The sequence below is a fragment of the Gilliamella sp. N-G2 genome (assembly GCF_002142215.1).
GTDB lineage: Bacteria > Pseudomonadota > Gammaproteobacteria > Enterobacterales > Orbaceae > Gilliamella.
This window is the reverse complement of sequence record NZ_NAST01000003.1, coordinates 40,286-62,954: the sequence shown is the minus strand read 5'-3', so window position 1 is coordinate 62,954 and position 22,669 is coordinate 40,286. Positions and strand designations below refer to the sequence as shown.

At 35.3% G+C, this 22,669-nt stretch carries 22 protein-coding genes; 13 read left to right on the top strand and 9 right to left on the bottom strand.

What is annotated here, in order from left to right; genetic code table 11:
- Nucleotides 1–204: 204 nt before the first annotated feature.
- Nucleotides 205–2,268 carry a prolyl oligopeptidase family serine peptidase gene (locus tag B6C99_RS02345; protein WP_086358351.1) on the top strand — a complete coding sequence of 688 codons (2,064 nt, stop codon included), beginning with the start codon at nucleotides 205–207 and terminating at the stop codon, nucleotides 2,266–2,268.
- 178 nt (nucleotides 2,269–2,446) lie between these two features.
- Nucleotides 2,447–3,550: an aspartate-semialdehyde dehydrogenase gene (gene asd / locus B6C99_RS02340; protein ID WP_086358350.1), complete on the top strand. Its 1,104-nt coding sequence runs from the start codon at nucleotides 2,447–2,449 to the stop codon at nucleotides 3,548–3,550.
- 56 nt (nucleotides 3,551–3,606) lie between these two features.
- On the opposite strand, the gene B6C99_RS02335 is transcribed toward asd, so the two are convergent.
- Genes B6C99_RS02335 through nagB form a run of 3 tightly spaced genes read right to left on the bottom strand, consistent with a single transcriptional unit; the run spans nucleotide 3,607 to nucleotide 6,827 of the window.
- Nucleotides 3,607–4,830, bottom strand: a complete 1,224-nt coding sequence (locus B6C99_RS02335) for an ROK family protein (protein WP_086358349.1) — start codon at nucleotides 4,828–4,830, stop codon at nucleotides 3,607–3,609.
- Nucleotides 4,831–4,866: 36 nt separating this feature from the next.
- A complete protein-coding gene (gene nagA, locus B6C99_RS02330; protein WP_086358348.1) occupies nucleotides 4,867–6,009 on the bottom strand; it encodes an N-acetylglucosamine-6-phosphate deacetylase in 1,143 nt (380 codons plus the stop codon).
- An 11-nt stretch (nucleotides 6,010–6,020) separates the two neighbouring features.
- Complete coding sequence (nagB, locus tag B6C99_RS02325; RefSeq protein WP_086358347.1) at nucleotides 6,021–6,827, bottom strand: glucosamine-6-phosphate deaminase; 807 nt, start codon at nucleotides 6,825–6,827, stop codon at nucleotides 6,021–6,023.
- Between the two features lie 249 nt (nucleotides 6,828–7,076).
- Here nagB and nagE point away from each other — a divergent pair, with 249 nt between their 5' ends.
- Entirely contained in the window at nucleotides 7,077–8,588 is a 1,512-nt protein-coding gene (nagE, locus tag B6C99_RS02320; RefSeq protein ID WP_086358346.1) for an N-acetylglucosamine-specific PTS transporter subunit IIBC, read from the top strand.
- 146 nt (nucleotides 8,589–8,734) lie between these two features.
- Here nagE and tusC read toward each other — a convergent pair whose 3' ends face one another.
- Genes tusC through fkpA form a run of 3 tightly spaced genes read right to left on the bottom strand, consistent with a single transcriptional unit; the run spans nucleotide 8,735 to nucleotide 10,391 of the window.
- Nucleotides 8,735–9,088, bottom strand: a complete 354-nt coding sequence (tusC, locus tag B6C99_RS02315; RefSeq protein WP_086358345.1) for a sulfurtransferase complex subunit TusC — start codon at nucleotides 9,086–9,088, stop codon at nucleotides 8,735–8,737.
- A gap of 15 nt (nucleotides 9,089–9,103) precedes the next feature.
- A complete protein-coding gene (gene tusD / locus B6C99_RS02310) occupies nucleotides 9,104–9,469 on the bottom strand; it encodes a sulfurtransferase complex subunit TusD (protein WP_086358344.1) in 366 nt (121 codons plus the stop codon).
- Between the two features lie 4 nt (nucleotides 9,470–9,473).
- Nucleotides 9,474–10,391, bottom strand: coding sequence for an FKBP-type peptidyl-prolyl cis-trans isomerase (gene fkpA, locus B6C99_RS02305; protein ID WP_086358343.1), 918 nt, complete (start codon nucleotides 10,389–10,391; stop codon nucleotides 9,474–9,476).
- A 232-nt stretch (nucleotides 10,392–10,623) separates the two neighbouring features.
- On the opposite strand from fkpA, the gene fabZ reads away from it, so the two are divergent.
- Genes fabZ through rnhB form a run of 4 tightly spaced genes read left to right on the top strand, consistent with a single transcriptional unit; the run spans nucleotide 10,624 to nucleotide 13,628 of the window.
- Nucleotides 10,624–11,070, top strand: a complete 447-nt coding sequence (gene fabZ, locus B6C99_RS02300) for a 3-hydroxyacyl-ACP dehydratase FabZ (RefSeq protein WP_086358342.1) — start codon at nucleotides 10,624–10,626, stop codon at nucleotides 11,068–11,070.
- A 40-nt stretch (nucleotides 11,071–11,110) separates the two neighbouring features.
- Nucleotides 11,111–11,890 carry an acyl-ACP--UDP-N-acetylglucosamine O-acyltransferase gene (lpxA, locus tag B6C99_RS02295; RefSeq protein WP_086358341.1) on the top strand — a complete coding sequence of 260 codons (780 nt, stop codon included), beginning with the start codon at nucleotides 11,111–11,113 and terminating at the stop codon, nucleotides 11,888–11,890.
- Entirely contained in the window at nucleotides 11,890–13,044 is a 1,155-nt protein-coding gene (gene lpxB, locus B6C99_RS02290) for a lipid-A-disaccharide synthase (protein WP_086358340.1), read from the top strand. Before lpxA ends, lpxB begins: the two co-directional genes overlap by 1 nt.
- Entirely contained in the window at nucleotides 13,035–13,628 is a 594-nt protein-coding gene (rnhB, locus tag B6C99_RS02285) for a ribonuclease HII (protein WP_086358339.1), read from the top strand. The genes lpxB and rnhB overlap by 10 nt, the downstream gene beginning before the upstream one ends.
- Here rnhB and B6C99_RS02280 read toward each other — a convergent pair.
- Nucleotides 13,625–14,224, bottom strand: a complete 600-nt coding sequence (locus B6C99_RS02280; RefSeq protein ID WP_371265806.1) for a YiiX family permuted papain-like enzyme — start codon at nucleotides 14,222–14,224, stop codon at nucleotides 13,625–13,627. The genes rnhB and B6C99_RS02280 overlap by 4 nt on opposite strands.
- A gap of 95 nt (nucleotides 14,225–14,319) precedes the next feature.
- On the bottom strand, nucleotides 14,320–15,609 hold the full coding sequence (locus B6C99_RS02275) for an NAD(P)/FAD-dependent oxidoreductase (RefSeq protein ID WP_086358337.1): 1,290 nt from the start codon (nucleotides 15,607–15,609) through the stop codon (nucleotides 14,320–14,322).
- A gap of 336 nt (nucleotides 15,610–15,945) precedes the next feature.
- On the opposite strand from B6C99_RS02275, the gene B6C99_RS02270 reads away from it, so the two are divergent.
- The 5 genes from B6C99_RS02270 (at nucleotide 15,946) to rraA (ending at nucleotide 20,795) form a co-directional block, all read left to right on the top strand.
- Complete coding sequence (locus B6C99_RS02270) at nucleotides 15,946–16,917, top strand: HlyD family secretion protein (RefSeq protein ID WP_086358336.1); 972 nt, start codon at nucleotides 15,946–15,948, stop codon at nucleotides 16,915–16,917.
- Nucleotides 16,899–18,038 (top strand): ABC transporter permease, encoded by a 1,140-nt coding sequence (locus B6C99_RS02265; protein WP_086358335.1) that lies wholly within the window; start codon nucleotides 16,899–16,901, stop codon nucleotides 18,036–18,038. Before B6C99_RS02270 ends, B6C99_RS02265 begins: the two co-directional genes overlap by 19 nt.
- A gap of 14 nt (nucleotides 18,039–18,052) precedes the next feature.
- A complete protein-coding gene (locus B6C99_RS02260) occupies nucleotides 18,053–19,240 on the top strand; it encodes an ABC transporter permease (protein WP_065652037.1) in 1,188 nt (395 codons plus the stop codon).
- 71 nt (nucleotides 19,241–19,311) lie between these two features.
- The gene (locus tag B6C99_RS02255; protein WP_086358334.1) at nucleotides 19,312–20,214 is read left to right on the top strand and encodes a 1,4-dihydroxy-2-naphthoate polyprenyltransferase; all 903 of its coding nucleotides are present in this window, start codon (nucleotides 19,312–19,314) and stop codon (nucleotides 20,212–20,214) included.
- Nucleotides 20,215–20,303: 89 nt separating this feature from the next.
- Nucleotides 20,304–20,795, top strand: a complete 492-nt coding sequence (rraA, locus tag B6C99_RS02250; protein ID WP_086358333.1) for a ribonuclease E activity regulator RraA — start codon at nucleotides 20,304–20,306, stop codon at nucleotides 20,793–20,795.
- Nucleotides 20,796–20,895: 100 nt separating this feature from the next.
- Here the strand turns inward: rraA and dprA are convergent, their stop codons facing one another.
- Nucleotides 20,896–21,996: a DNA-processing protein DprA gene (dprA, locus tag B6C99_RS02245; protein ID WP_158092423.1), complete on the bottom strand. Its 1,101-nt coding sequence runs from the start codon at nucleotides 21,994–21,996 to the stop codon at nucleotides 20,896–20,898.
- Between the two features lie 158 nt (nucleotides 21,997–22,154).
- On the opposite strand from dprA, the gene def reads away from it, so the two are divergent.
- On the top strand, nucleotides 22,155–22,667 hold the full coding sequence (def, locus tag B6C99_RS02240; RefSeq protein WP_086358331.1) for a peptide deformylase: 513 nt from the start codon (nucleotides 22,155–22,157) through the stop codon (nucleotides 22,665–22,667).
- The last annotated feature ends 2 nt before the right edge of the window (nucleotides 22,668–22,669 follow it).

Below are 22,669 nucleotides of genomic sequence, written 5' to 3'. Positions count from 1 at the left end.
GCACAAAACTAAAATAAGCCCGATAATTCGGGCTTTTTTTATTAAAAACCAATTATCTAAATTGCAATAATAATCTATATTTGAGACGAAGAGTGGGCCAAAACGAATGAATAATAATCATTTGATACATTAAGATATAAGTGATAGAACTAGATAATTATTCTAGTTTTATTTTTTATAGAGCATGATAAAAGGAGATCAATAATGTTCTGGTTAAAAAAATTTTTTTTTATCATTATTGCCTTTTTATCATTAGTGAACTGCATTAGTTGTGTATCTAACAACTCTTATTCATTAGTTGACAGTTATGGTTGGATGGAAACAGAAAAGGATCTAACTAATAATTGGTTATTATCTGAATCAAATCGTTCAATGAAAATTCTTAAAAAACTCGATTTGTTCTCATCGATTGAAAAACGATTCAGTGAATTAACAGATTATGGAACTGAACCAATAATTCATAATATTAGACTAAAGGGTGATAATACTTTTTACTTGAAACGAACAAATAAGCATCCTTATAACCGTTTGTTTGTTAAAGATCGATTCGGCAAAGAAAGATTATTAGTCGACCCATCAGTTGGTTATATATATAATTTCTACCCATCAAATGATGGTAAGTATATTGCTTATGCTATTTCCGAAAATGGCTCTGAAGTTTCAGCTATCAATGTGATTAATGTAAAAACTAAAGCACATCTAGCCGATAGCTTATCCGGCATAACTGCTTCAAATATAGTATGGGCGAGTGATAATTTATCTTTTTTCTATCATCGTAATAATTTTGCTAATTCTAATAATCGAAAGTTAGGAACGGAAGAACTCTATCTTCATCGTTTAGGCTCCAATATTGAAAAGGATTCGGCTATTTTTGGCAAAGCCAATATCGAGGATTATCAAGCTAATACTGACCAAAATATCAATTTATCTTTATCTGCTAATTGGGCAGTTGTTTCAGTGGAATCTTCAATATCTGGTGATGCCATAGATTTGTATTTAACCGACTCTAACTCTCTTTATCTGGGAAACAAATATTGGAAAAAGATCATCGATAGAAAACAAAATGTAGAGGATTTTTTTGTACGAGATAATTGGCTTTATTTGGCTAAATATAATAACTTTTCAGGTTATACCATTTCTCGACTAAACCTTAATCATATCCATTCTCCAGAAGAAAAAATAATTGAATGGAAAAAAGGCGAATTGGTTCTATTTACAGTCAGTAAAGATGCTATTTATCTTGCTTATTATGATTATGGAAAGTATAAATTTGTTACTATTCCTTTTTCCGATCTGCATAACATCAAAATGATTCCTATTAGTGATGGTAATGAGGTAACGGCTATTTTTTCTAGTTTAGACAATAAAGAGATTTTATTTACCCAACAAAATTGGAACATGCCACCAAAAATATTGCAATATGACCCTGATAGTCAGTTAATTGAAGATTCTAAAATAATAAATACTGATGCATCACTATTTGCAGATTATGAATCAGAACAAAAATGGGTTAAATCCAATGATGGTGAGCTTATTCCACTTACACTTATCCATCGAAAAGGAGTTAAACTTGATGGAAGTAATCCAACTTGGTTATTTGCTTATGGAGCCTATGGTCAAAGTGAATATCCTAACTATTATAATACTACTCGTTTAATTTGGCTTGAAAAAGGGGGTATTATTGCTATCGCTCATGTTCGTGGTGGTGGTGAGTTAGGGCCTAAATGGCATTATGATGGAAAGGGTAAAAATAAAATTAATTCCGTCAATGATTTTATCAAATGTGCAAAATACCTTATTGATCATCGTTACACCAATTCATCCAAGTTAGTTATTAGTGGTGTAAATGCTGGTGGTATTGTAATTGGTTCCGCATTAGCAAGATATCCAGAGCTTTTTGCCGCCGCTGCAATCACCTCCGGTATGTTGAATATGAGTCGCTTAGATCAAATTCCAATTGGTAATGCCAATTTTGCGGAATTTGGTTCGCCTTTCAATAAACAGGAATTTAAAAACCTGCAAACTATCGATGCTTATCTTAATCTACGTGAAGGTATTAACTACCCACCGGTGATGCTTTCAGTTGGATTACAAGATGCGCGCGTATCTCCTTGGCAGAGTGCCAAATTTGCAGCTCGACTCGGTGAGATAAATAGTTCTCAAAATGAAAACGTCTTTATTGTAGCTAACCAAGAAGATGGCCATTTTATTAATAATTTTGTCAATATGGTGGTGTTTTTTATGTGGAAAACGAATATTACTGACTAGTTTATGAAGTACTAGTTTTAGCATAATATTCAGTTTTGCCTATAAAATTATATATAACACCACGTTATTATCTGCTTGACTAGAAAAATAATTCTTATCTGACTTGTTTTATGGTGATTTTTTGCTTTAATAGTAAATGAATATTTCTTTATATAACATCTACTTTTGGAAATAAACTATGAAAAATGTTGGTTTTGTCGGTTGGCGAGGAATGGTGGGCTCTGTTCTTATGCAACGTATGGTTGAAGAGCATGATTTTGATTATATCAATCCTGTTTTCTTTTCTACTTCTCAAGCTGGTCAAGCAGCTCCTTCTTTTGGCGGAAAAACAGGAATATTACAAAGTGCCGATGATATTGATGCTTTAAAAGCATTAGATATTATTGTCACCTGCCAAGGTGGTGATTATACCTCTGAAATTTATGCAAAATTGCGTGCAACCGGTTGGCAAGGCTACTGGATTGATGCTGCGTCAACTTTACGTATGGAAGATGATGCAATTATTGTTCTTGATCCAGTGAATAAAGCTAACATTCAATCAGCCTTAGATAGAGGCATTAAAACTTTTGTTGGTGGTAACTGTACAGTAAGTTTAATGTTGATGTCACTTGGTGGATTATTTGCTGAAAACTTAATCGATTGGGTTTCTGTTTCAACTTATCAAGCGGCTTCTGGTGGTGGTGCACGTCATATGCGTGAATTACTGACCCAAATGGGAATGTTAAACGCTGAAGTTGCTAAAGAACTACAAGATCCTAACTCTTCTATTTTAGATATTGAACGCAAAGTGACACAAAAAATGCGTGATGGTAGTTTACCGACTGATAATTTTGGCGTGCCTTTAGCGGGTAGCTTAATCCCATGGATTGATAAAGCTCTTGATAACGGCCAAAGTCGTGAAGAGTGGAAAGGCCAAGCGGAAACCAATAAAATTCTAGGAACGAGTCAGATTATTTCAGTCGATGGACTTTGTGTACGAGTTGGGGCATTACGTTGCCATAGTCAATCATTCACGATTAAATTGAAGAAAGATATCAGCATTCCTGAGATTGAAAAACTACTTGCTGCTCATAATGATTGGGTTAAAGTTGTACCAAATGATCGTGAACTTTCTATGCGAGAACTTACTCCAGCTGCGGTTACAGGTACCTTAAGTACACCAGTTGGACGTTTACGTAAATTGAATATGGGTAAAGAGTATCTATCAGCCTTTACGGTTGGCGATCAGTTATTATGGGGTGCTGCTGAACCATTACGAAGAATGCTACGCATCTTAGCTTAATGATGAATAAAAAAAGCCCTGTTTATGGGCTTTTATTTTTATTGTAAAGCAATTTATTAGATTGTTTCTAACAAAGTCATTAACAGTGAACCGTTAAATAACGCTTGTTGTACTAAGGCAAATGCACCAATTGCTGAACGGTCATTAAGTGTTGAACAATTGATAGTTAGATTGTTTCTTAACTCTTCTAAACTTTGAGCATTTAACGCACTAGTTACTGCATTTAATAATACGTCTGGTGATTTAGTTAATTCGCCTGCCAACACAATTCGTTGTGGATTAAAAATATTGACCATCATTGCAACTGCTCTACCCAAATTTTCACCAGCATCTTTGACCAACTTAATTGCCAGTTCATCACCTTGATTAGCATATTTACAAATATTGGCAATATTACAGTCATCCAAACATAATTTAGTTGGATAACCCTGCTCAATCATCTGTTTGGCACGAAGCTCAATTGCTTTATTAACTACTCGATTTTCCAAACAGCCAAAATTGCCACAATGGCAACGTTCACCTAACGCATCGATTTGAATGTGACCAACTTCGCAGGCACTTTGGTTATGGTTGGTTAGCAATTGTTGGTTAACAATTACACCGGAACCAACACCTCGATGCACACGAATCAAAATGGAATCATCAACATCCTGAGTTGAACCAAAATAATTTTCCGCTAAAGCTAAACTTTGAATATCATTGCCAATAAAAATCGAAACCTTGAACTTTTCTCGCAAGACATCGGCTAAAGGCCATGCTTTAACCTGAATATGAGGAGTATAACGAATAATTCCACGTACTGAGTCAATTAAACCGGGTAAAACTACAGATATCGCAACAAGGTGTTTTACTTTTTTGTTGTTTTGCTCTATGAATTGATCGATTAATGCAATTAAATACTCTTCAGCTGATTGCTGAGTAAATGAGGTTAATGGATAAACTTCGGAAACTAAAGTGTTAGCGCCAAAATCATAAAGTTCAATGGTGACATGCGAACGACTCAATTGGATAGCAATAGTTTGATAGTAACCAAATTTTGCTTGTATTGAAACAGCAGGTCGCCCGCCTGTTGATTGCTGTGCATCAACTTCTTTGATTAAGTTTTTTTTAATAAGTTGGCGAGTAATTTTGGTGATACTGGCTGGTGCTAATTGACTAATTTCGGCGAGTTGAATGCGTGAAACAGGGGCTTGCTGAACAATCAAACGGTAAATCATTGCATAATTTAATTGTTTAATTAGTTCAGCATTACCAACTAGGTGTAGATAATTAAAGGTCATATTTTATCTCAATACTTTCATTAACTATCTCACATTCTAGCGGGTCATCTCTCCATTAACAACCGTTTTCACGTTTGAAAAATCACGATCAAAAATAACCAAGTTGGCAATTTTATTTTCGGTGATGGTGCCAAGTTGTTTATCAACGCCAATTGCTTTTGCTGGATAAAGCGTTGCCATTCTTAATGCTTCATCTAACGCAATTCCAACATATTCAACCGCATTTTTTACTGCTTCAATCATGGTTAATGCCGAACCACCTAATGTGCCATTTTCATCAACACAACGACCATCTTTGTAATAGATAGTTTTATCAGCAAATACCCCAGAAGTTAAATTAGAGCCGGCTAATAACATCGCATCAGTAATCAAAATTAAATGGTCTTTTTTAATTTTATGGCTATTACGAATATTTGCCCAACTTACATGTTGTCCATCAGCAATAATACCAACATAAACTTCTGGCTCATCATAAATTGCACCAACAACACCCGGCTCACGACCTGTAATATAAGGCATTGCATTAAATAGATGTGTGCCTAAACGAATACCGGCATTAAAACCACGACGGCAATCTTCATAATGGCCGTTAGAATGGCCAACAGAAACATGAATGCCAGCTTCAGCTAATTGTTTAATATAATGAGATTCAACTTTTTCAGGAGCTAACGTAATAATTTTTATTACATCGGCATTGTCACAAAGAAAGTCGATCATTTTTTGTGAAGGTTGGCGGATATAATTAACGTTATGTATACCTTTCTTTTCAGGGTTAATATAAGGCCCTTCAAGATGTAAACCTAATGCTTGGTTTGGATGTTTAACCAAATATTCACGCATTACATTTACTGCTTTAATCATAAATTCATCAGTTGAAGTGATTAACGTCGGTAAATAGCTGGTACAGCCATAAACAAGATTGGTTGCTTGCATTTTTTCTAATGTTTCAACACTTAACGCATCAAGTGTTTCATTAAATTGTACACCACCACAACCATTAACCTGAATATCAATCAAGCCTGGTGCGACGATGGCACCTTGTAAATTTTTAATGGTGATACCTGCTGGTAATTCTTCTTGTTTACAAACTTTGGCAATCTTATCGCCGTCGATTACAACGGCGTGATTTTCAAGAATTTCATAACCAGTATAAATACGACAATTTGTTAATGCGTACATTGAGTTATCCTTTATAAAACGGTCACTTTAAGGTTATCAGCTTCCATTTGTTGGAAATATTTTAGGGTTTTCACTTTAAGATCATCAGTACTCGGCTCATCACAAACAATAATTGATGCTGGATGCATTTGTAATGCGGTAACTGTCCATAAATGATTAACTGATCCTTCAACACCTGCTTGTAAAGCTAAACTTTTGTTATGACCACAAACTAATAAGATCACTTCCTGTGCATCCATTAATGTTGCAACACCTATAGTTAACGCATGTTTTGGAACTTGTTTGATATCATTATCAAAGAAACGTGAATTAGCGATAATAGTATCTTCAGTTAAGGTTTTGATACGTGTTCTTGAACAAAGTGAAGAACCCGGTTCATTAAATGCAATATGTCCATCTTGACCCACACCACCAACGAAAATATTGATTTTACCATAAGCTTTAATCTTTTCTTCGTATTCACGACATTCTTGATCGACATCAGGCGCGTTACCATTTAATATATGGATATTGTTTTTATCAATATCAATATGGTTGAAGAAATTTTCATACATAAAAGTGTGATAACTTTGTGGATGATCTTCAGGAAGACCAACATACTCATCCATATTGAAAGTAACTACATGTTTAAAACTGACGTTACCAGCTTGGTACTGTTTAATCAGTTGTTGATACATAACTAGCGGTGAACTTCCTGTTGGTAAACCTAGTAAAAACGGACGATCCGCTGTCGGTTTAAATTGGTTAATTTTGTTAACAATGCGCTGCGCTACCCAAGCGCCGACTTCTTGCGCATTTTCTAAAGGAATAAGTCTCATAAGATATAGCCTCTTCTGATATAATTAAATAAAATCTTTTTTTTTAAAGTAAAATATGTTGTAGGTATTCTACTATATTAAACTAATTAAGCAAAAAAAAATCGTGATATAAATCACAAAAAGCAAACATTTAATTTGCGAAGTAAAATAATATAATGTCAAATATAATCGACTTACTTACTTTTACTTAAAGATGTGAGATTTCACTATTTTTAAGTAACTCCCAAATAATAATATGAGGTAAAACTTATGGGAATTTTAGCTTATTTACAACGAATTGGGCGCTCTTTAATGGTGCCCGTGGCAGTATTACCTGCTGCTGCAATACTTTTAGGTGTTGGTTATTGGATTGATCCAGATGGTTGGGGAACAAACAATATTGCTGCGGCATTTTTGATTAAATCTGGCGGTGCTATTATCGATAATATGCCAATCCTTTTCGCAATCGGTGTTGCATATGGTATGTCTAAAGATAAAGATGGTGCAGCAGCATTATCTGGATTGGTAGGCTTTTTAATCATTACTACACTATTATCACCTAATACTATCGCTCTATTTGAAGGAGTTGATACCAGCGTGGAAGGTTGGAATGCACAAATATCACCAGCTTTTAGTAAGATAAATAACCAATTTATCGGTATTTTAGTAGGGATTATTTCTGCTGAACTATATAATCGCTTTAGTTCTGTTGAACTACATAAAACATTAGCTTTTTTCAGTGGTAAGCGTTTGGTCCCAATCATTGTATCTATTGTGATGCTACTTGTTTCTGTAGTGCTATATTTTATTTGGCCTATGGTATTTAGCTCATTAGTATCTTTTGGTGAATGGATTAAGAATTTAGGTTCAGTAGGTGCAGGTATTTATGGCTTCTTTAACCGTTTATTAATTCCTGTTGGTCTACACCATGCTTTAAACTCAGTATTTTGGTTTGACGTTGCTGGTGTTAATGATATTCCTAACTTCTTAGGCGGACAAGGTTCTATTGATTCTGGTAAAGCGATTGCAGGTATAACTGGTCGTTACCAAGCAGGTTTCTTCCCTATTATGATGTTTGGTTTACCTGGTGCTGCACTGGCAATTTATCATACTGCTAAAAAAGGTAATAAAGATAAAACAGCTTCAATCATGTTAGCGGCGTCTTTTGCGGCCTTCTTTACTGGTATTACTGAACCATTAGAGTTTGCGTTTATGTTTGTTGCGCCTGTGTTATATGTAATCCATGCTGTTTTAACGGGGATCTCTCTATTTATTGCTGCAACAATGCAATGGATATCTGGATTTGCATTCAGTGCAGGTCTAATCGATATGTTGTTACAATCTCGTAACCCATTAGCAGTACATTGGTATATGTTAATTCTACAAGGTATCGTATTCTTCTTTGTTTACTATATCGTATTCCGCTTTGTAATTGTGAAATTCAATCTTAAAACGCCGGGTCGTGAAGATGATGTTGCTAATGCAACTGTAATTACTGAAGAAACATCAGCACAAGAAAATGCACCAGTTGGTGGTGATTTATCTAAACTTGCTGAACAATATTTAGTAGTTATTGGTGGTAAAGAAAACTTAACTAATATTGATTCATGTATTACTCGTTTACGTTTAAATGTCCATGATACAGATCTAATTGATGAACAAGCAGCTAAAGCACTAGGTGCAATGGCAGTTATAAAATTAGGTAAAACAGGCGTACAAATCGTAGTTGGTCAACAAGCTGAAAAGATTGCAGATCAAATGAAAAAACTTGCTTTAATCTAAATTTTATCTAGCAAGTTTTATCAAGTTTATCCTCGTGGCCAATAAAACCTCGAGGATTTTTATTGTCACTTAAAAAATAGATTGAATATCAAAGAGTATTATAAAATCGAAAAATAAGAGTTCAGGAATGAGGATTTTGAAGTTAATTAAAAGTGTATAACAGTGTTTTGACCTGCTAGTAATTGTTGAAATTGGGTATCTTCAATCAGTTGATTAGGAATATTGATAGCTATCTGGCTTAAATTCCGATTATCTAACGAAGTTTTACAAACATAAACATCTTCAATGTCATAAAGTTCTAACATATTAAATGTTGCTATATAATCTCGCATCAAGATATCTTCTGGATGTTGATTAGGTAGAAGATGAAAAACACCATCACCCATAAAAAAGACAGATATATGATTAAATGTTGAAAGGGCTAAAGCGGTATCTAATGCCTCTCGGCCTTTGGCACTGCCATGTGGTGCTGAGCTAATAATGATTGCTACTTTTTTCATGTTATCAGCCTATTTTTAAAATTGTAGAACCCGATCTGAATTTGCTATTGCTTCACTTAACTCTCCAAGACCAGTTAATTCAAAATGTTCGGCAAGATTGTCTACACTAATTCCTCGTCTTTGCGCAGCCGCTACACAGACCGTAAGCTTTAAGGAATATTGTTTAGCTAAGTTTTGCCAAGCTTTGATTAAATCAAACTCGTCATTAGCCGGATCCGTATAACAGTTGGCGTTGTAAACACCATCCGCATAAAAAAAGATATTATCGATGGAATGATTAGTGCTTGAAAGCAGTATTTGCGCGAATTGATAAGCGCAATAAGCAGATTGGGCCCCATAAGCGGGACCCATAATAACCAGTGTATAATTTAATGGATTCATAAAATTAGTTAGCTGCTGGTTGTTCTTGTGTTTGTTCTGGTTCGGTTTTTACTGCCGGTGTTGATTCTTGATTATTTTCCTTATCGCTATCTATACCAAGTAGCTCAACTTCAAAAACTAAAGTTGATGCAGGTGTTATACCTGGTTTATCGCCTTGACTTGGGAAACTTTGGTCACCATAGGCTAATTCAGGTGGAACAACTAATTTAATTTTACCACCAACACCAATTAATTGGATCCCTTCTGTCCAACCTTTAATTACTCCATTGAGTGGGAAAGTTGCTGGTTCATTACGATCATAAGAACTGTCAAATGTACGACCATCTGTTAATGTACCAACATAATGGACAATAACAGTATCTTCTGCTGTCGGATGACGACCGGTTCCTTCATTAATGACTTTATACATTAAACCAGATTTAGTTTTAATTACACCTTCTTGCTTAGCAAAATCCTCGCGGTATTTTTCACCAGCAGCAGTATTTTCAGTTTTTTGTTTTTCAAAACGAGCTTGGCTTTCTTCTTGAATTCGTTTACCAAATGCATCTAACACATTTTTAACTTCGTCTTGGCTAAGTTGTGAGGCACCACGCATGGTTTCATTAAAGCCACTGATTAGGTATTCTTGATCGGCAGTTACTTCATTTTGTTCTAAATTTGATTTCATATAGTTAGCAAATGAAGAACCTAACGCATAGGCTTCTTTTTGCGCATCAGTTGAAATTGTCGCTTTATCTGCTGAGTTTTGTGCAATAGTTGCTTCAGTTTTGCTTTCTGTCACATTGATATTTTCAGCACTATTTGTTGTTGCAGTGGTTGTTGCTGGTGCTTTGTTTTCTTCGGTAGCTTTTTTCTCATCGCAGCCCGCTAATGCTAATACGATAGCACTACTTACTAATGTCATTTTTATAAATGATTTCATTCTACTCTCCAAGTTAATCATCTTTTTAGCTAAATATTGAACGTATTATATATGATCTAATATAGTATAAAATAGTATTTACATATCATTTAGATAATTAATTACATTAATTTGTTTTTTTTAGTCATCACAAATTTTAAAATTTGGCGTTTAAATCACTCCTTGAGTGAAAGTAGTATCCTCAGTTATAATACAAATAAGTTATAAAATATAATTTATAAGGATAGCTATTTTGACTACCGAACTTAATACCCTTGATATTGAAGAAATTATCAGTTTACTACCACACCGTTATCCATTTTTGATGGTTGATCGTGTACTTAGCTATGAGAAAGGTAAAACATTAAAAGCCATTAAAAATGTCACTTTTAATGAACCGTTTTTCCAAGGTCACTTCCCGAATAAACCGATTTTCCCAGGCGTTTTAATTTTGGAAGCAATGGCACAAGCAACGGGAATTTTAGCGTTTAAAAGTATTGAAGAATTGTCACCAGGTCAACTTTACTATTTTGCTTCAATCGATAAAGCTCGCTTTAAACGACCTGTGGTGCCAGGTGATCAAATTATGCTTGATGTTGAATATATTAAAGAACGTCGTGGTATAGCATTGTTCCATGGTGTTGCAACAGTTGATGGCAAATTAGTTTGCGAAGCTGAGATGATGTGTGCTCGTAAATAATTTTGATTTTGAAAAATCCCAAACGTATTAAGGAATTGCTATGGCAACGGAAATACACCCAAGTTCAGTAATAGAAAAGGGGGCAAAGATTGGTGATAATGTCAAAATCGGGCCTTTTTGTTATATTGGTGAAAATGTTGAAATAGGTGATGGTACCTTTTTAAAATCACATGTTGTCGTTAATGGACACACCAAAATTGGTCAAAATAATCAAATCTATCAATTTGCTTCAATTGGTGAAGTTAACCAAGATCTGAAATATCGTGGTGAACCAACTCGCACCGAAATTGGTGATCGCAATATGATTCGGGAAAGTGTGACGATTCATCGTGGCACTGTTCAAGGTGGTGAGTTAACCCGTATTGGTAGTGATAATTTATTGATGATTAATGCCCATGTTGCGCATGATTGTATCATTGGTGATCGTTGTATTTTGGCTAATAATGCCACGCTTGGTGGTCATGTTCAGTTAGATGATCATGTGATTATTGGCGGTATGACCGCAGTACACCAATTTTGTGTAATCGGTTCTCACGTTATGGTTGGCGGTTGTTCTGGCGTTGCTCAAGATGTACCTCCTTATGTTATTGCTCAAGGAAATCACGCAACACCACATGGCGTCAATTATGAAGGCTTGAAACGTCGTGGCTTTAGTAAAGAAGCACTACAAGCCATCCGTAACACGTACAAAATTCTATATCGAAATGGATTAACGCTTGACGATGCAAAAGTTGAAATTGCAATGCTAGCTAAACAGTATCCAGAAATACAGCTGTTTAATGACTTTTTTGCTCGTTCAACCCGAGGCATTATCCGTTAATGACAGATAAGCAGTTAACCATTGCTCTGGTCGCTGGTGAAACATCTGGCGATATTCTTGGTGCCGGTTTAATTCGCACTCTTAAAAAACACCATCCTAATATTAAATTTGTCGGTATTGCTGGTCCACTAATGCAAACTGAAGGTTGCCAAGCTTGGTATGAAATGGACGAGCTATCAGTGATGGGGATTGTTGAGGTATTAGGTCGGCTACGGCGTATTTTAGTTATTCGTCGTGATATTACTAAACGTTTGATTGATCTCAAACCCGATGTTTTTATTGGTATTGATGCGCCGGATTTTAATCTCTCGTTAGAAGGTAAACTTAAGCAAGCTGGGATTAAAACGATTCATTATGTCAGTCCTTCTGTTTGGGCTTGGAAGCAAAAGCGGGTATTTAAGATTAAACGCAATACAAATTTAATTTTAGCTTTTCTGCCTTTCGAGAAAGCCTTTTATGATAAATTTGATGTACCTTGTCGATTTATTGGTCATAAAATGGCCGATGATATTCCCCTCGAACCCAATCAAACAGCTATGCGTCAACAGTTAGGTATTCCTGTTGATTGCCAATGCTTAGCCTTATTACCCGGCAGTCGCCATGCCGAAGTGACATTATTATCTGAGCCTTTTTTAAAAGCAGCGCAATTGTTACGTGATAAATTCCCTGATTTAAATATTGTAGTTCCATTAGTGAATAGCAAAAGAAGAGCGGAATTTGAACAAATAAAGGCAGAGATTGCACCAGAGCTTAAGCTGCAATTATTAGATGGTTATGCTCGGGAAGCTATGATTGCCAGTAATGCTGCAATTTTAGCTTCAGGGACGGTGGCACTTGAGTGTATGCTGGCTAAATGCCCAATGGTTGTTGGCTATAAAATGAAAGCTTTCACCTTTTGGCTGGCAAAAAAACTTATCAAAACCCCTTATGTTTCTCTACCTAATATTCTAGCGGGTAAAGAAATCGTCCCTGAATTATTACAGCACGACTGTACACCAGAAAATATCGCTAATCATGTTTTACCTTTTTTAGAAAGTGACAACACCGAACTAAAAGCAACATTTTTAGCTTTACATAAACAAATTCGCTGTAATGCTGATGAACAAGCTGCCCAGGCGGTATTAGATGTATTAGAGGATTCCCCTTGTTATTAGAGTTTACTTACCCTGATGCGACATTAATTGCCGGTGTTGATGAAGTTGGTCGCGGACCACTTTGTGGCGATGTCGTAACTGCTGCGGTGATTTTAGATCCGAATAAACCGATTGAGGGATTAACTGATTCTAAAAAATTATCAGAAAAAAAACGTGAAGCGCTCTTTGATATTATTAAACAAAATGCATTAGCATGGTGTGTCGCTAGAGCATCGGTTGATGAAATTGATGAACTCAATATCCTACATGCTACCATGCTGGCAATGCAACGAGCCGTGTCTGGCTTAAACATTAAACCAAATTATGTGTTAGTTGATGGTAATCGTTGCCCTAATTTTGGTATTCGAACCCAAGCAGTGGTTAAAGGTGATCTGTTAGTGGCTGAAATTAGTGCTGCATCGATCTTAGCCAAAGTGACCCGTGATCGTGAAATGGTTGAGCTTGATAAGTTATACCCTCAATATGGTTTAGCTAAACATAAAGGCTATCCAACCAAAGATCATTTAAACGCCATTGAACAACATGGCGTGAATCATCTATATCGTAAAAGCTTTACACCAATAAAAAGATTATTACTAATTTAATCCCGCTTATCAACAGTGCTAAGTAGTGGTGAATTAAATATCGCAACCGGTGATATCACCGTTTCTTGATATGGAATGTTATTACCATAACGTTCTTTTAGTTTTTGTTTAACCGCCGGCGATGATAAATTAAAATCTTTAATTGTTTGTAATTGACCAATTTTTAATTTAAGCGCTCGATTATAAATTTTCCACACTAATTCTGAACAATAAATATATTTGTCATCCCAACCAAACCAAATATCGTAAGGTTTGTTTTCAAATTTATGGGCAACTTGTTTTAAACTGGTAATTTCTTGCTGAGATAAAGGATGATTTTTTAACCGTTTAATCACATATGTTTTATTTTTACCACGATTTATCCATTTATCTAACGGGGTATAAATAACTTTACTTGCTGCTTCAAAAACATAAGGTTTGCCATTTTTAATAAAAATTATTCCTACATGACTATAAGGTGAATTTGTTGCTTGCTCAATGGCTTTACTTTGATTTGATTGAGAAGATTGGAAAATGACATCGCCATCATGTGGCTGATAATTTGCTATAGCTGTGTAACTAGCGCAAAGTAAACTAAAAATGAAAATAAAACGCATCATCTATTATCTAAAAATTGTAATTAAGATAATAGTATAAGTGAAAACAGCTACTTAACAAAATTTTTCAGTAGCTGTTAAATATTTTTTAGCAATTAATCACGATTACTAAAAATCGAAGTTGATTTGGTTTTATACATAAATTTGCTAGCACTGGCGAAACGAATAGTTTTAAAAATACCAAGTAAGCTTGCTTGATGCATACGATAGAGTAGTTTGTGGATCATTAAAGCGAAAAATCCTTTCACTCCCATTTCACTATTACCAATTAATTTGACTACACCTTCAGCAGTATCATGTAATGAAATCACAGTACCTTTATCAGTGTATTTAAATGTTTTTAATGATTGGTTGTTTAATAATCTAACGATATTTTCATAGCAAATTTTTGCCATTTGATGAGCTGCTTGAGCGGTAGGTGGTGAAGCATGACCATTGTCTTGCATTGCGTATGCACAATCACCAATAACAAAAATACTGTCATCACGAGATGTTTGTAATGTTGGTTTTACCACTAATTGATTTGATCGGCTTGATTCTAGACCAGCGATCTCTTTTAAATAATCAGGAGCTTTAACGCCAGCAGTCCAAATCATCATATCGGCTTTAATGATTTCACCTTCTTTCGGATAAAACCCATCGCCTTCCGCTTTAGTGATCATAGTATTGGTTAATACATGAATCCCTTGTTTTTTCAGTGTGTTAGTAATACTAGCTGCGGTTTTTTCTGGTAAAGCTGGTAAAATACGATCGGTTGCTTCAATGACTGAAACATCTAATAGATCGGAACACATTTTATTACGACCGCAAGCACCAAATGTTTCCACCATATGAGGTAATTCAGAAGCTAATTCGACTCCAGTCGCTCCACCGCCAACGATAGCAATATGAATTTTATCTTCTTTTGTGGTTTGATCGTCATCAATGATCGAACAAAAACCAGTAAATTTATTAATTAAGGTTTCACGTAGGCGAATAGCGGCATTTTGGTCATCTAAGAAGATACAATGTTCTTTCACACCAGGGGTACCAAAGTCATTAGAGGTGCTACCAATAGCAATAACTAAAATATTATAATCAACAAGAAAAGTTTCATCGTTATGATTGATAATGCTAATTTGCTTTTGGTTGCGATCAAGGTTGGTGAAGGTACCTTGAGTAAATTCGAAATTATGCTGTTGTCCTTGAGATGCATAATAAATATTATCAACTTGCTCATCAAGTACGCCAGTTGCTACTTCATGTAATAGTGGTTTCCATAAATGATAACTGTTTTTATCAATTAAGGTAATTTGAGCTTTATCAGTTTTGCCTAATTTATCGCCTAGGTCGGTAGCAAGCTCTAAACCGCCAGCACCACCGCCAATAATAATTATTTTTTGCATATTTTAAGCCTTATTATTTCAATTAAAAAATATCATACTAAATAAGTAGGTTTTTATCTATTTTTTTTGACTGATAACATTTATAAATAAAATCTATTAAAATGATGGTTTACAATTATTGAAATTTATTTAAGGCTAAAATAGAATAATCTGTTAATATAGTTGTAAATAATTCCTTCTAATTCTTATTTGAGCATAAAATATAGCTTAGATTGTTTAAATTTAGCACGATATCCCATGATATAATATTTGTAATTGAAGTATGCTAATTCTTTATTACATACAATTATCCTAGTTGTTTAGGTCTTATCTGATACTTATTAATCTAAAAAATATATGAATAAAAAAATTTTTATTGTAATTGCATTGATTGTTATTTTAATTTCAATGACGATTTTAATTCGTGCTCATAGTAGCCAGCTAATTTTGCAAGGTGAAGTGGATGCACCTAATGTTAGCATTTCCTCAAAAGCAAAGGGGCGAGTGCAGACTATTCATGTCAATCGAGGTGATGATGTTAAGCAAAATGACATCTTAATTACACTCGATAGCCCTGAATTGTTAGCGCAAGTTAAAGCCGCTGAAGCAGCCAGAGAGCAAGCGCAGGCACAAGTGCAACTTTCTCAAAATGGTACTCGTGAAGAGAGTATTCGTTATTATGAAGCATTACTTGAACAAGCTAAAGTTGCTTACGATAACGCCTCTAAAGAATACAATCGCAACAAAGCGATTTCGGCCAAAGGCTTTGTCTCTCAATCAATATTAGATAGTGCGCTAAAAACTCGTGATGCGGCTTATCAACAAGTGTTGTCAGCTCAAGCTAATTTAGATCAAGCCAAAAATGGCGATCGGATTGAACAACGAGAAATCTATAATGCTAAATTAAAAGAAGCTGAAGAACAGCTTAAACAACTACAGATCCAATACGATGATTTGCAAGTTAAAGCGCCAGTAGATGGGGAAGTCGGTTCAATTCCAGCTGAAGTTGGCGAGCTATTTAATCCTAATAGTCCACTATTAACGGTTATTCGCTTACCGCAAGCTTATTTTGTGTTTAATCTGCGTGAAAATATTATGCCTAATATTCACAAAGGTGATCATGTTAAACTGGAAGTTCCTGCGCTTGGTAATAAAGAAATTGAAGCTGAAATTCGTTTTATTGCGCCAATGGGAGATTATGCTACTAAACGGGCAACACGAGCGACGGGTGATTTTGATTTAAAAACGTTTGAAATTAGACTTTATCCAACTAAACCTGTAGAAGGCTTACGTGCAGGTATGAGTACATTATGGAAAATCGACGACTAATTTTAGACTTCTGGCATCGCTTTAAAGACGCATTTAACGATGAAATCCCAGATATATTTAAGCGCTTTACTTTCCACTGGTTAATGTGGATTTTACCGCTGATTATCTTTGTGATCATCAGTAGTATATTTTACCGAGGTGTGTTATTTGATCTGCCAGTAGGCTATGTCGATCAAGATAAAAGTACTTTATCTCGTGAAATTGTTCGCGATCTTAATGCTGGTGCGCATGCAAATTTATTCAATTATGATAATCAGCTTAAGAGCGCAGAACGCGATTTAGAAAAAGCAAAAATCTACGCTATTTTGTATATTCCGCCTAATTTTGAAGCTGATGTGTTAGCAGGACGTCAACCAACACCGATGCTCTATTATAATGCTTTATACTATAGTGCTGGTCTCTATTCTATAATGGATTATTCAGGTTTAATAGCCTCATTAAATACTCAATATCGTACTACCATGGCGACGAGTGTTGGTTTGCCGGTACCGAAACTTGCACAAGTTAATTTCAATTATGATGGGCTATTTAATGCCAGTGGTAACTCAATGTACTTTCAGCAGTTTTCTGCAGTAGTACATTTATTACAACTATTTGTTGTAACGACAACTATTTATATTTTATCTCGCTTGCCTAAGCGAACTCGGCCTAATTATCCGTTTGTTTTGGGTAAATTAGCACCTTATACCATTTGGTATACTATGTTATTAATGTTTGAAATAGCAATGCTGGTGTTATTTTCTGATGCTAGGGTATCAGGTTCTCCATTCGCTATGATGCTAGTGGTGTTTTTTTATGTGATTGCAGCACAAAGTATCGGTATTTTACTTTATACGTTTACCAAAAATGTATTAGATGCCTATACCTATATTGGGGTGTTAGTTGGATTGGCATTAACTTATTCGGGGGTGGTTGTGCCAGAATTGTCGATGCCGTGGATAGCGAGATTTATCTCGTCACTTGAACCTTTAACCTATGCGCTAAATAAATTATTCGATCTATTTTTACGGCATTCTAGTTATATATCGGTATTGAAAACCTGTGCTATTTTAATGATCTATCCAATAATTATTACAGTATTAGTAAGAAAACGTTTAGTCAAACGTTTACATTCACAGTAAGAGGCTATATTGGCATGCTTAAGCTATTTTTATCTTCAGCAGTAAAGATGTTTTTTTATATGCTAATGCGACCAATGTGGCTGTTGCTGTTGGTGTCTGTCTCGTTAATGAGTTTAGTATATGTGAATGGTACCATCACCAATTTGCCGGTTGCGATTGTTGATCAAGATCATACTACCACCAGTCGAAGTCTGATTCGTTCTTTAAATACCAGTTCCAAAATTGATGTGCTTACTTATGAAAATTCATTGCAAGCCTACGATGATATTAACAGCCGTAAGTTATTTGCGGTGTTCACCATTCCACGGGATTTTGAAAAGCGACTATTGAATGGTGAGGATGTGACAATCCCAGCTTATGGTGATGCCTCTAGCCGTTTAGCAAATGGTCTGATACAGGTGGATATTAGAGGAATATATCAACAAATATTGACCGAATATAATACGCGGGTGATGCGGAATAGTGGTTTTTCTGATCCACAGATTAATATCATCTTATCACCAATTAAAGGGCAAACTATGCCGCTTTATAATGCTGGTATCAGTTTTGCGGCGATAACGTTTCCTGGTTTGTTAGTTATGTTATTGCAACATACCTTTTTAATAGCTTCAACACGAACTAATCTAACTTTGCATTCACTGCCACAAGGAAAACCGCCAAAAATTGTCATATTTGGTAGCTTGTGTGGTCTTATTCCGATATGGTTATTTTTGTCTTTAGTTCTGTTTGGATTATGGCCATGGGTGCTTGGTTATCGGCAATTAGCTAGCATACCGGCGATTTTGGTGATGACATTTCCGCTATTATTAGGAGTATTAGGCTTAAGTAAATTACTGACTGAATGTTTACATCGAACCGAGATGATTTACTTAACTTTAGCTTTTTTGACAACACCGGTATTTTATCTATCTGGTACCATATGGCCACTTGATGCCATGCCGTTATGGGTACAAACGGTATCACGGATGTTACCATCAACTTGGGCAACCAATATGATTGCTGGAGTAAATCAGATGGGATTAGGTTTGTCAGATAATTTATTTAATATCTTTATGATTCTATTTCTTGGTGCAATTTATGGTTCGTTAGGCTTTTTTATTGCGGCATTGCGAGAGGGTAAAATCAGAGGATACATCAGAAAAATAAAGAAATTTATGCATTCCAATAATAAAAAAATTGATAATAAACCATCTATTAGTTAGTGCTAATGGATGAATATACTATCAATTACTGATATGATGAATGATTGATTTTTTCGTAAAAAAACAGTTATATGGCCAATAAATGTTATCCATGGATTATTAGTTTACGTCCGAAAACATTAGCTTTATCGTTTTCTGCTATTTTGTTGGGCAATGCGCTTGCGTATTGGCAACATTCTTTTGATCTAATAATTATGTTGTTAGCAATGATTACTGCAGCGTTGTTACAAATTTTATCAAATTTAGCCAACGATTATGGTGATGCGGTTAAAGGTGGCGATAAACACAATTTAATCGGCCATCAACGTGGTTTACAGCTAGGTCTAATCACTCTTAATCAGTTAAAAATAGCTATCTGGATCACCATTATATTGTGTGTTTGCTCTGGATTGACTCTACTTTGGTTAGCCTGTAATAACGCTTATCAATTATTAATTTTTATCTTATTAGGTTTATCTTCAATCATCGCAGCAATTACTTATACCGTTGGTAAAAAACCTTATGGCTATATTGGTTTAGGTGATCTATCGGTGTTAATCTTCTTTGGCATAGTTGGTGTGATGGGCAGTTATTATTTACAGACTAAAACTTTATCGGCATCAATAATTTTTCCTGCAATAGCTAGTGGTTTGTTGGCAGTGGGAGTGCTGAATATTAATAATTTGCGTGATTATGAAAGTGATAAACAACATCATAAACGGACTTTGATTGTGCTGATTGGTAAAACTTATGGTTGTTGTTATCAGTTAGTTTTGTTAATTGTATCATTATGTTTCTTTGGTTTATTTGCTTATCAACAGTTACACACTTATTGCAGTGGTATCTTTTTATTAACACTGCCGTTGTATCTTAAACATATGTACATGGTGTTTAAATTTAATACGAATAAAGACGCTGTGCCACTATTAGTACAAATGGTCAAACTTGCTTTATTGACTAATTTACTTTATTGTTTAGGTATTATTTTGAGCTAGCTCACGTTTATTCCAAATTTATATCGTTTTACTTCATGTTAGCGTTATACTAGAATCGAATAGATATTACTGTATAAGGAGACTCGACCATGGAATTTGATACATCAATTCTTTGCGATTACTACCCAGAAGATGTGAACGTTGTCGAACCGATATTTAGTAACTTTGGTGGTGTGGCTTCATTTTCTGGCCAAGTTGTCACCGTTAAATGTTTTGAAGATAACGGCATTTTGTACGAAGTGTTACAATCCAATGGTGCTGGGAAAGTATTGGTTATTGATGGCGGTGGTTCGGTGCGTCGAGCATTGATAGATGCCGAATTAATTGATATTGCCCTACAAAACCAATGGGAAGGCATTATTGTTTATGGTGCAGTGCGCCAAGTAGATTATCTTGCTGATGCTGAAATTGGTATTCAAGCACTAGCTGCAATTCCTGTTGGTGCAGAAGATCAAGGTGTTGGCGAAGTTGATATTCGTGTCAATTTTGGCGGTGTAACTTTCTTCTCAGGTGATTTTGTTTATGCTGATAATACAGGCATTATCTTATCTGAAATTGCACTTGAAGTAGACGATAAATAACTTGGTTATTCTTTTTAGTTATTCATTTTAATAAACCGCAGTATCTTTACAGCGGTTTTTTTATGTTAAAAAACCCCGTTCCTCAATTCTTTCTATAACTTTATATCGTGCGGTTACGAATATAGCCCCCAGTGACTGTGATAATTAAGCCAGCTATTTCCATATCTAATAATTTAATGGTTAACTCAGGAATGGGTAAATCAACTAGCGTAGCGATTGTATCAACAGCAATAGGCTGATGATGTATAACAGCAAAAATTTCTGGATATAAAACGGTATTACTCTCTTTGTTTTCATGATTATTCTGTCGATTAAGTGATGATAAAAAGCCACTATAATGTTCTAAAATATCGGTTGGTTTAGTAACAAGATAAGCGCCTTGTTGGATTAAATAATGGCTACCATGGCTATTGGGATTATCAATATCACCTGGCAAAGCAAAAACATCACGATTCTGCTCAAGAGCATAACGTGCGGTAATAAGTGAACCACTTTGCTCAGAAGCTTCAAGCACAAATGTCCCTAAACTCAATCCACTAATAATTCGATTTCGACGAGGAAAGTATACTGATCTTGCTTTTTCAAATGGGCAGAATTCTGAAATAAGCGCTCCGTTTTGAGCTAAAATATCATTTGCCAATCTTAGATTGGCGCGTGGTGTAATTTCAGCTAAACCGCTACCTAATACAGCAATGGTATTGCCGAATACTTCTAGTGCACCACGATGACAAATGGCATCTAAACCGAGAGCGAGCCCACTAGTAACGGTTAAACCATTAATTGCTAATTCGCTAGCAAAATAGCGCCCCCACTGTGCGCCATATTCACTAAATTCACGGCTGCCCACCATTGCAATTTGTGGAGAATGTAATAGTTGTTTATTACCCATAACAAATAGCAATAATGGCGGTGAACTGATTTGTTTAAGTAATGTTGGATAATCTGAGTCACAATAAGCAATCAAATGTTTAGCTGGGTTAGCGGTAGCTAACCAATCGAGGATGGGTTCAAAATGAAGATAGGAAATGGCAAAAAAACGACTTTGAAGAGTTTTACAAACGCCTATCTTTTCCAATAATAGTGGTACATTATTTATTTTATTAGGTAGACCAGCGCGAAAATATAGTCCTATTTTTTCAAAATATCTCATTCTTTTATGGCCAAGCATTGAAATTCGCAATAAAAATTCATATTTACTCATTACAGTCCTTTTATATACATCGTTAGCTTGAACCATATCTAGAATTGATTAGATATATTTTACCAATAGCCAACTAAGGCTATTCATGGGCATAATAAATGTTTACAATGTATACGAAATTGAGAAAACACCAAATTGAGGAGTAGATCGAAGAATTTATGGCTATTTTACCGGTATTACGTTTCCCAGACGAACGACTTCGCACAGTCGCTAAGCCTGTCTCTAATTTTACACCTGAGCTACAAGAAATTATCGATAATATGGTTGAAACCATGTACGCTGAACATGGCATTGGGCTTGCCGCAACGCAAGTTGATGTGCATGAGCAAATTATTGTAATTGACGTGTCAGAAGATAAAAGCCAACTTTATGTGATTATTAATCCAGAAGTGATTAGTCAAGAGGGTGAAACAGGCATTGAAGAAGGATGCTTATCGATACCTGACTGCCGTGGATTTGTGCCTAGATCGGAAAAAATCAAGATTAAAGCGTTAGATCGTAATGGTAATCCTTACGAAATCGATGCTGATGAATTGTTAGCCATCTGTATACAGCATGAAATGGATCATTTAAAAGGTAAACTGTTTGTTGACTATCTCTCGCCATTAAAGCGACAACGTATTGAACAAAAGATGAAAAAACTGACTCGTGAGGAGCAGAAAAATCGATAAAA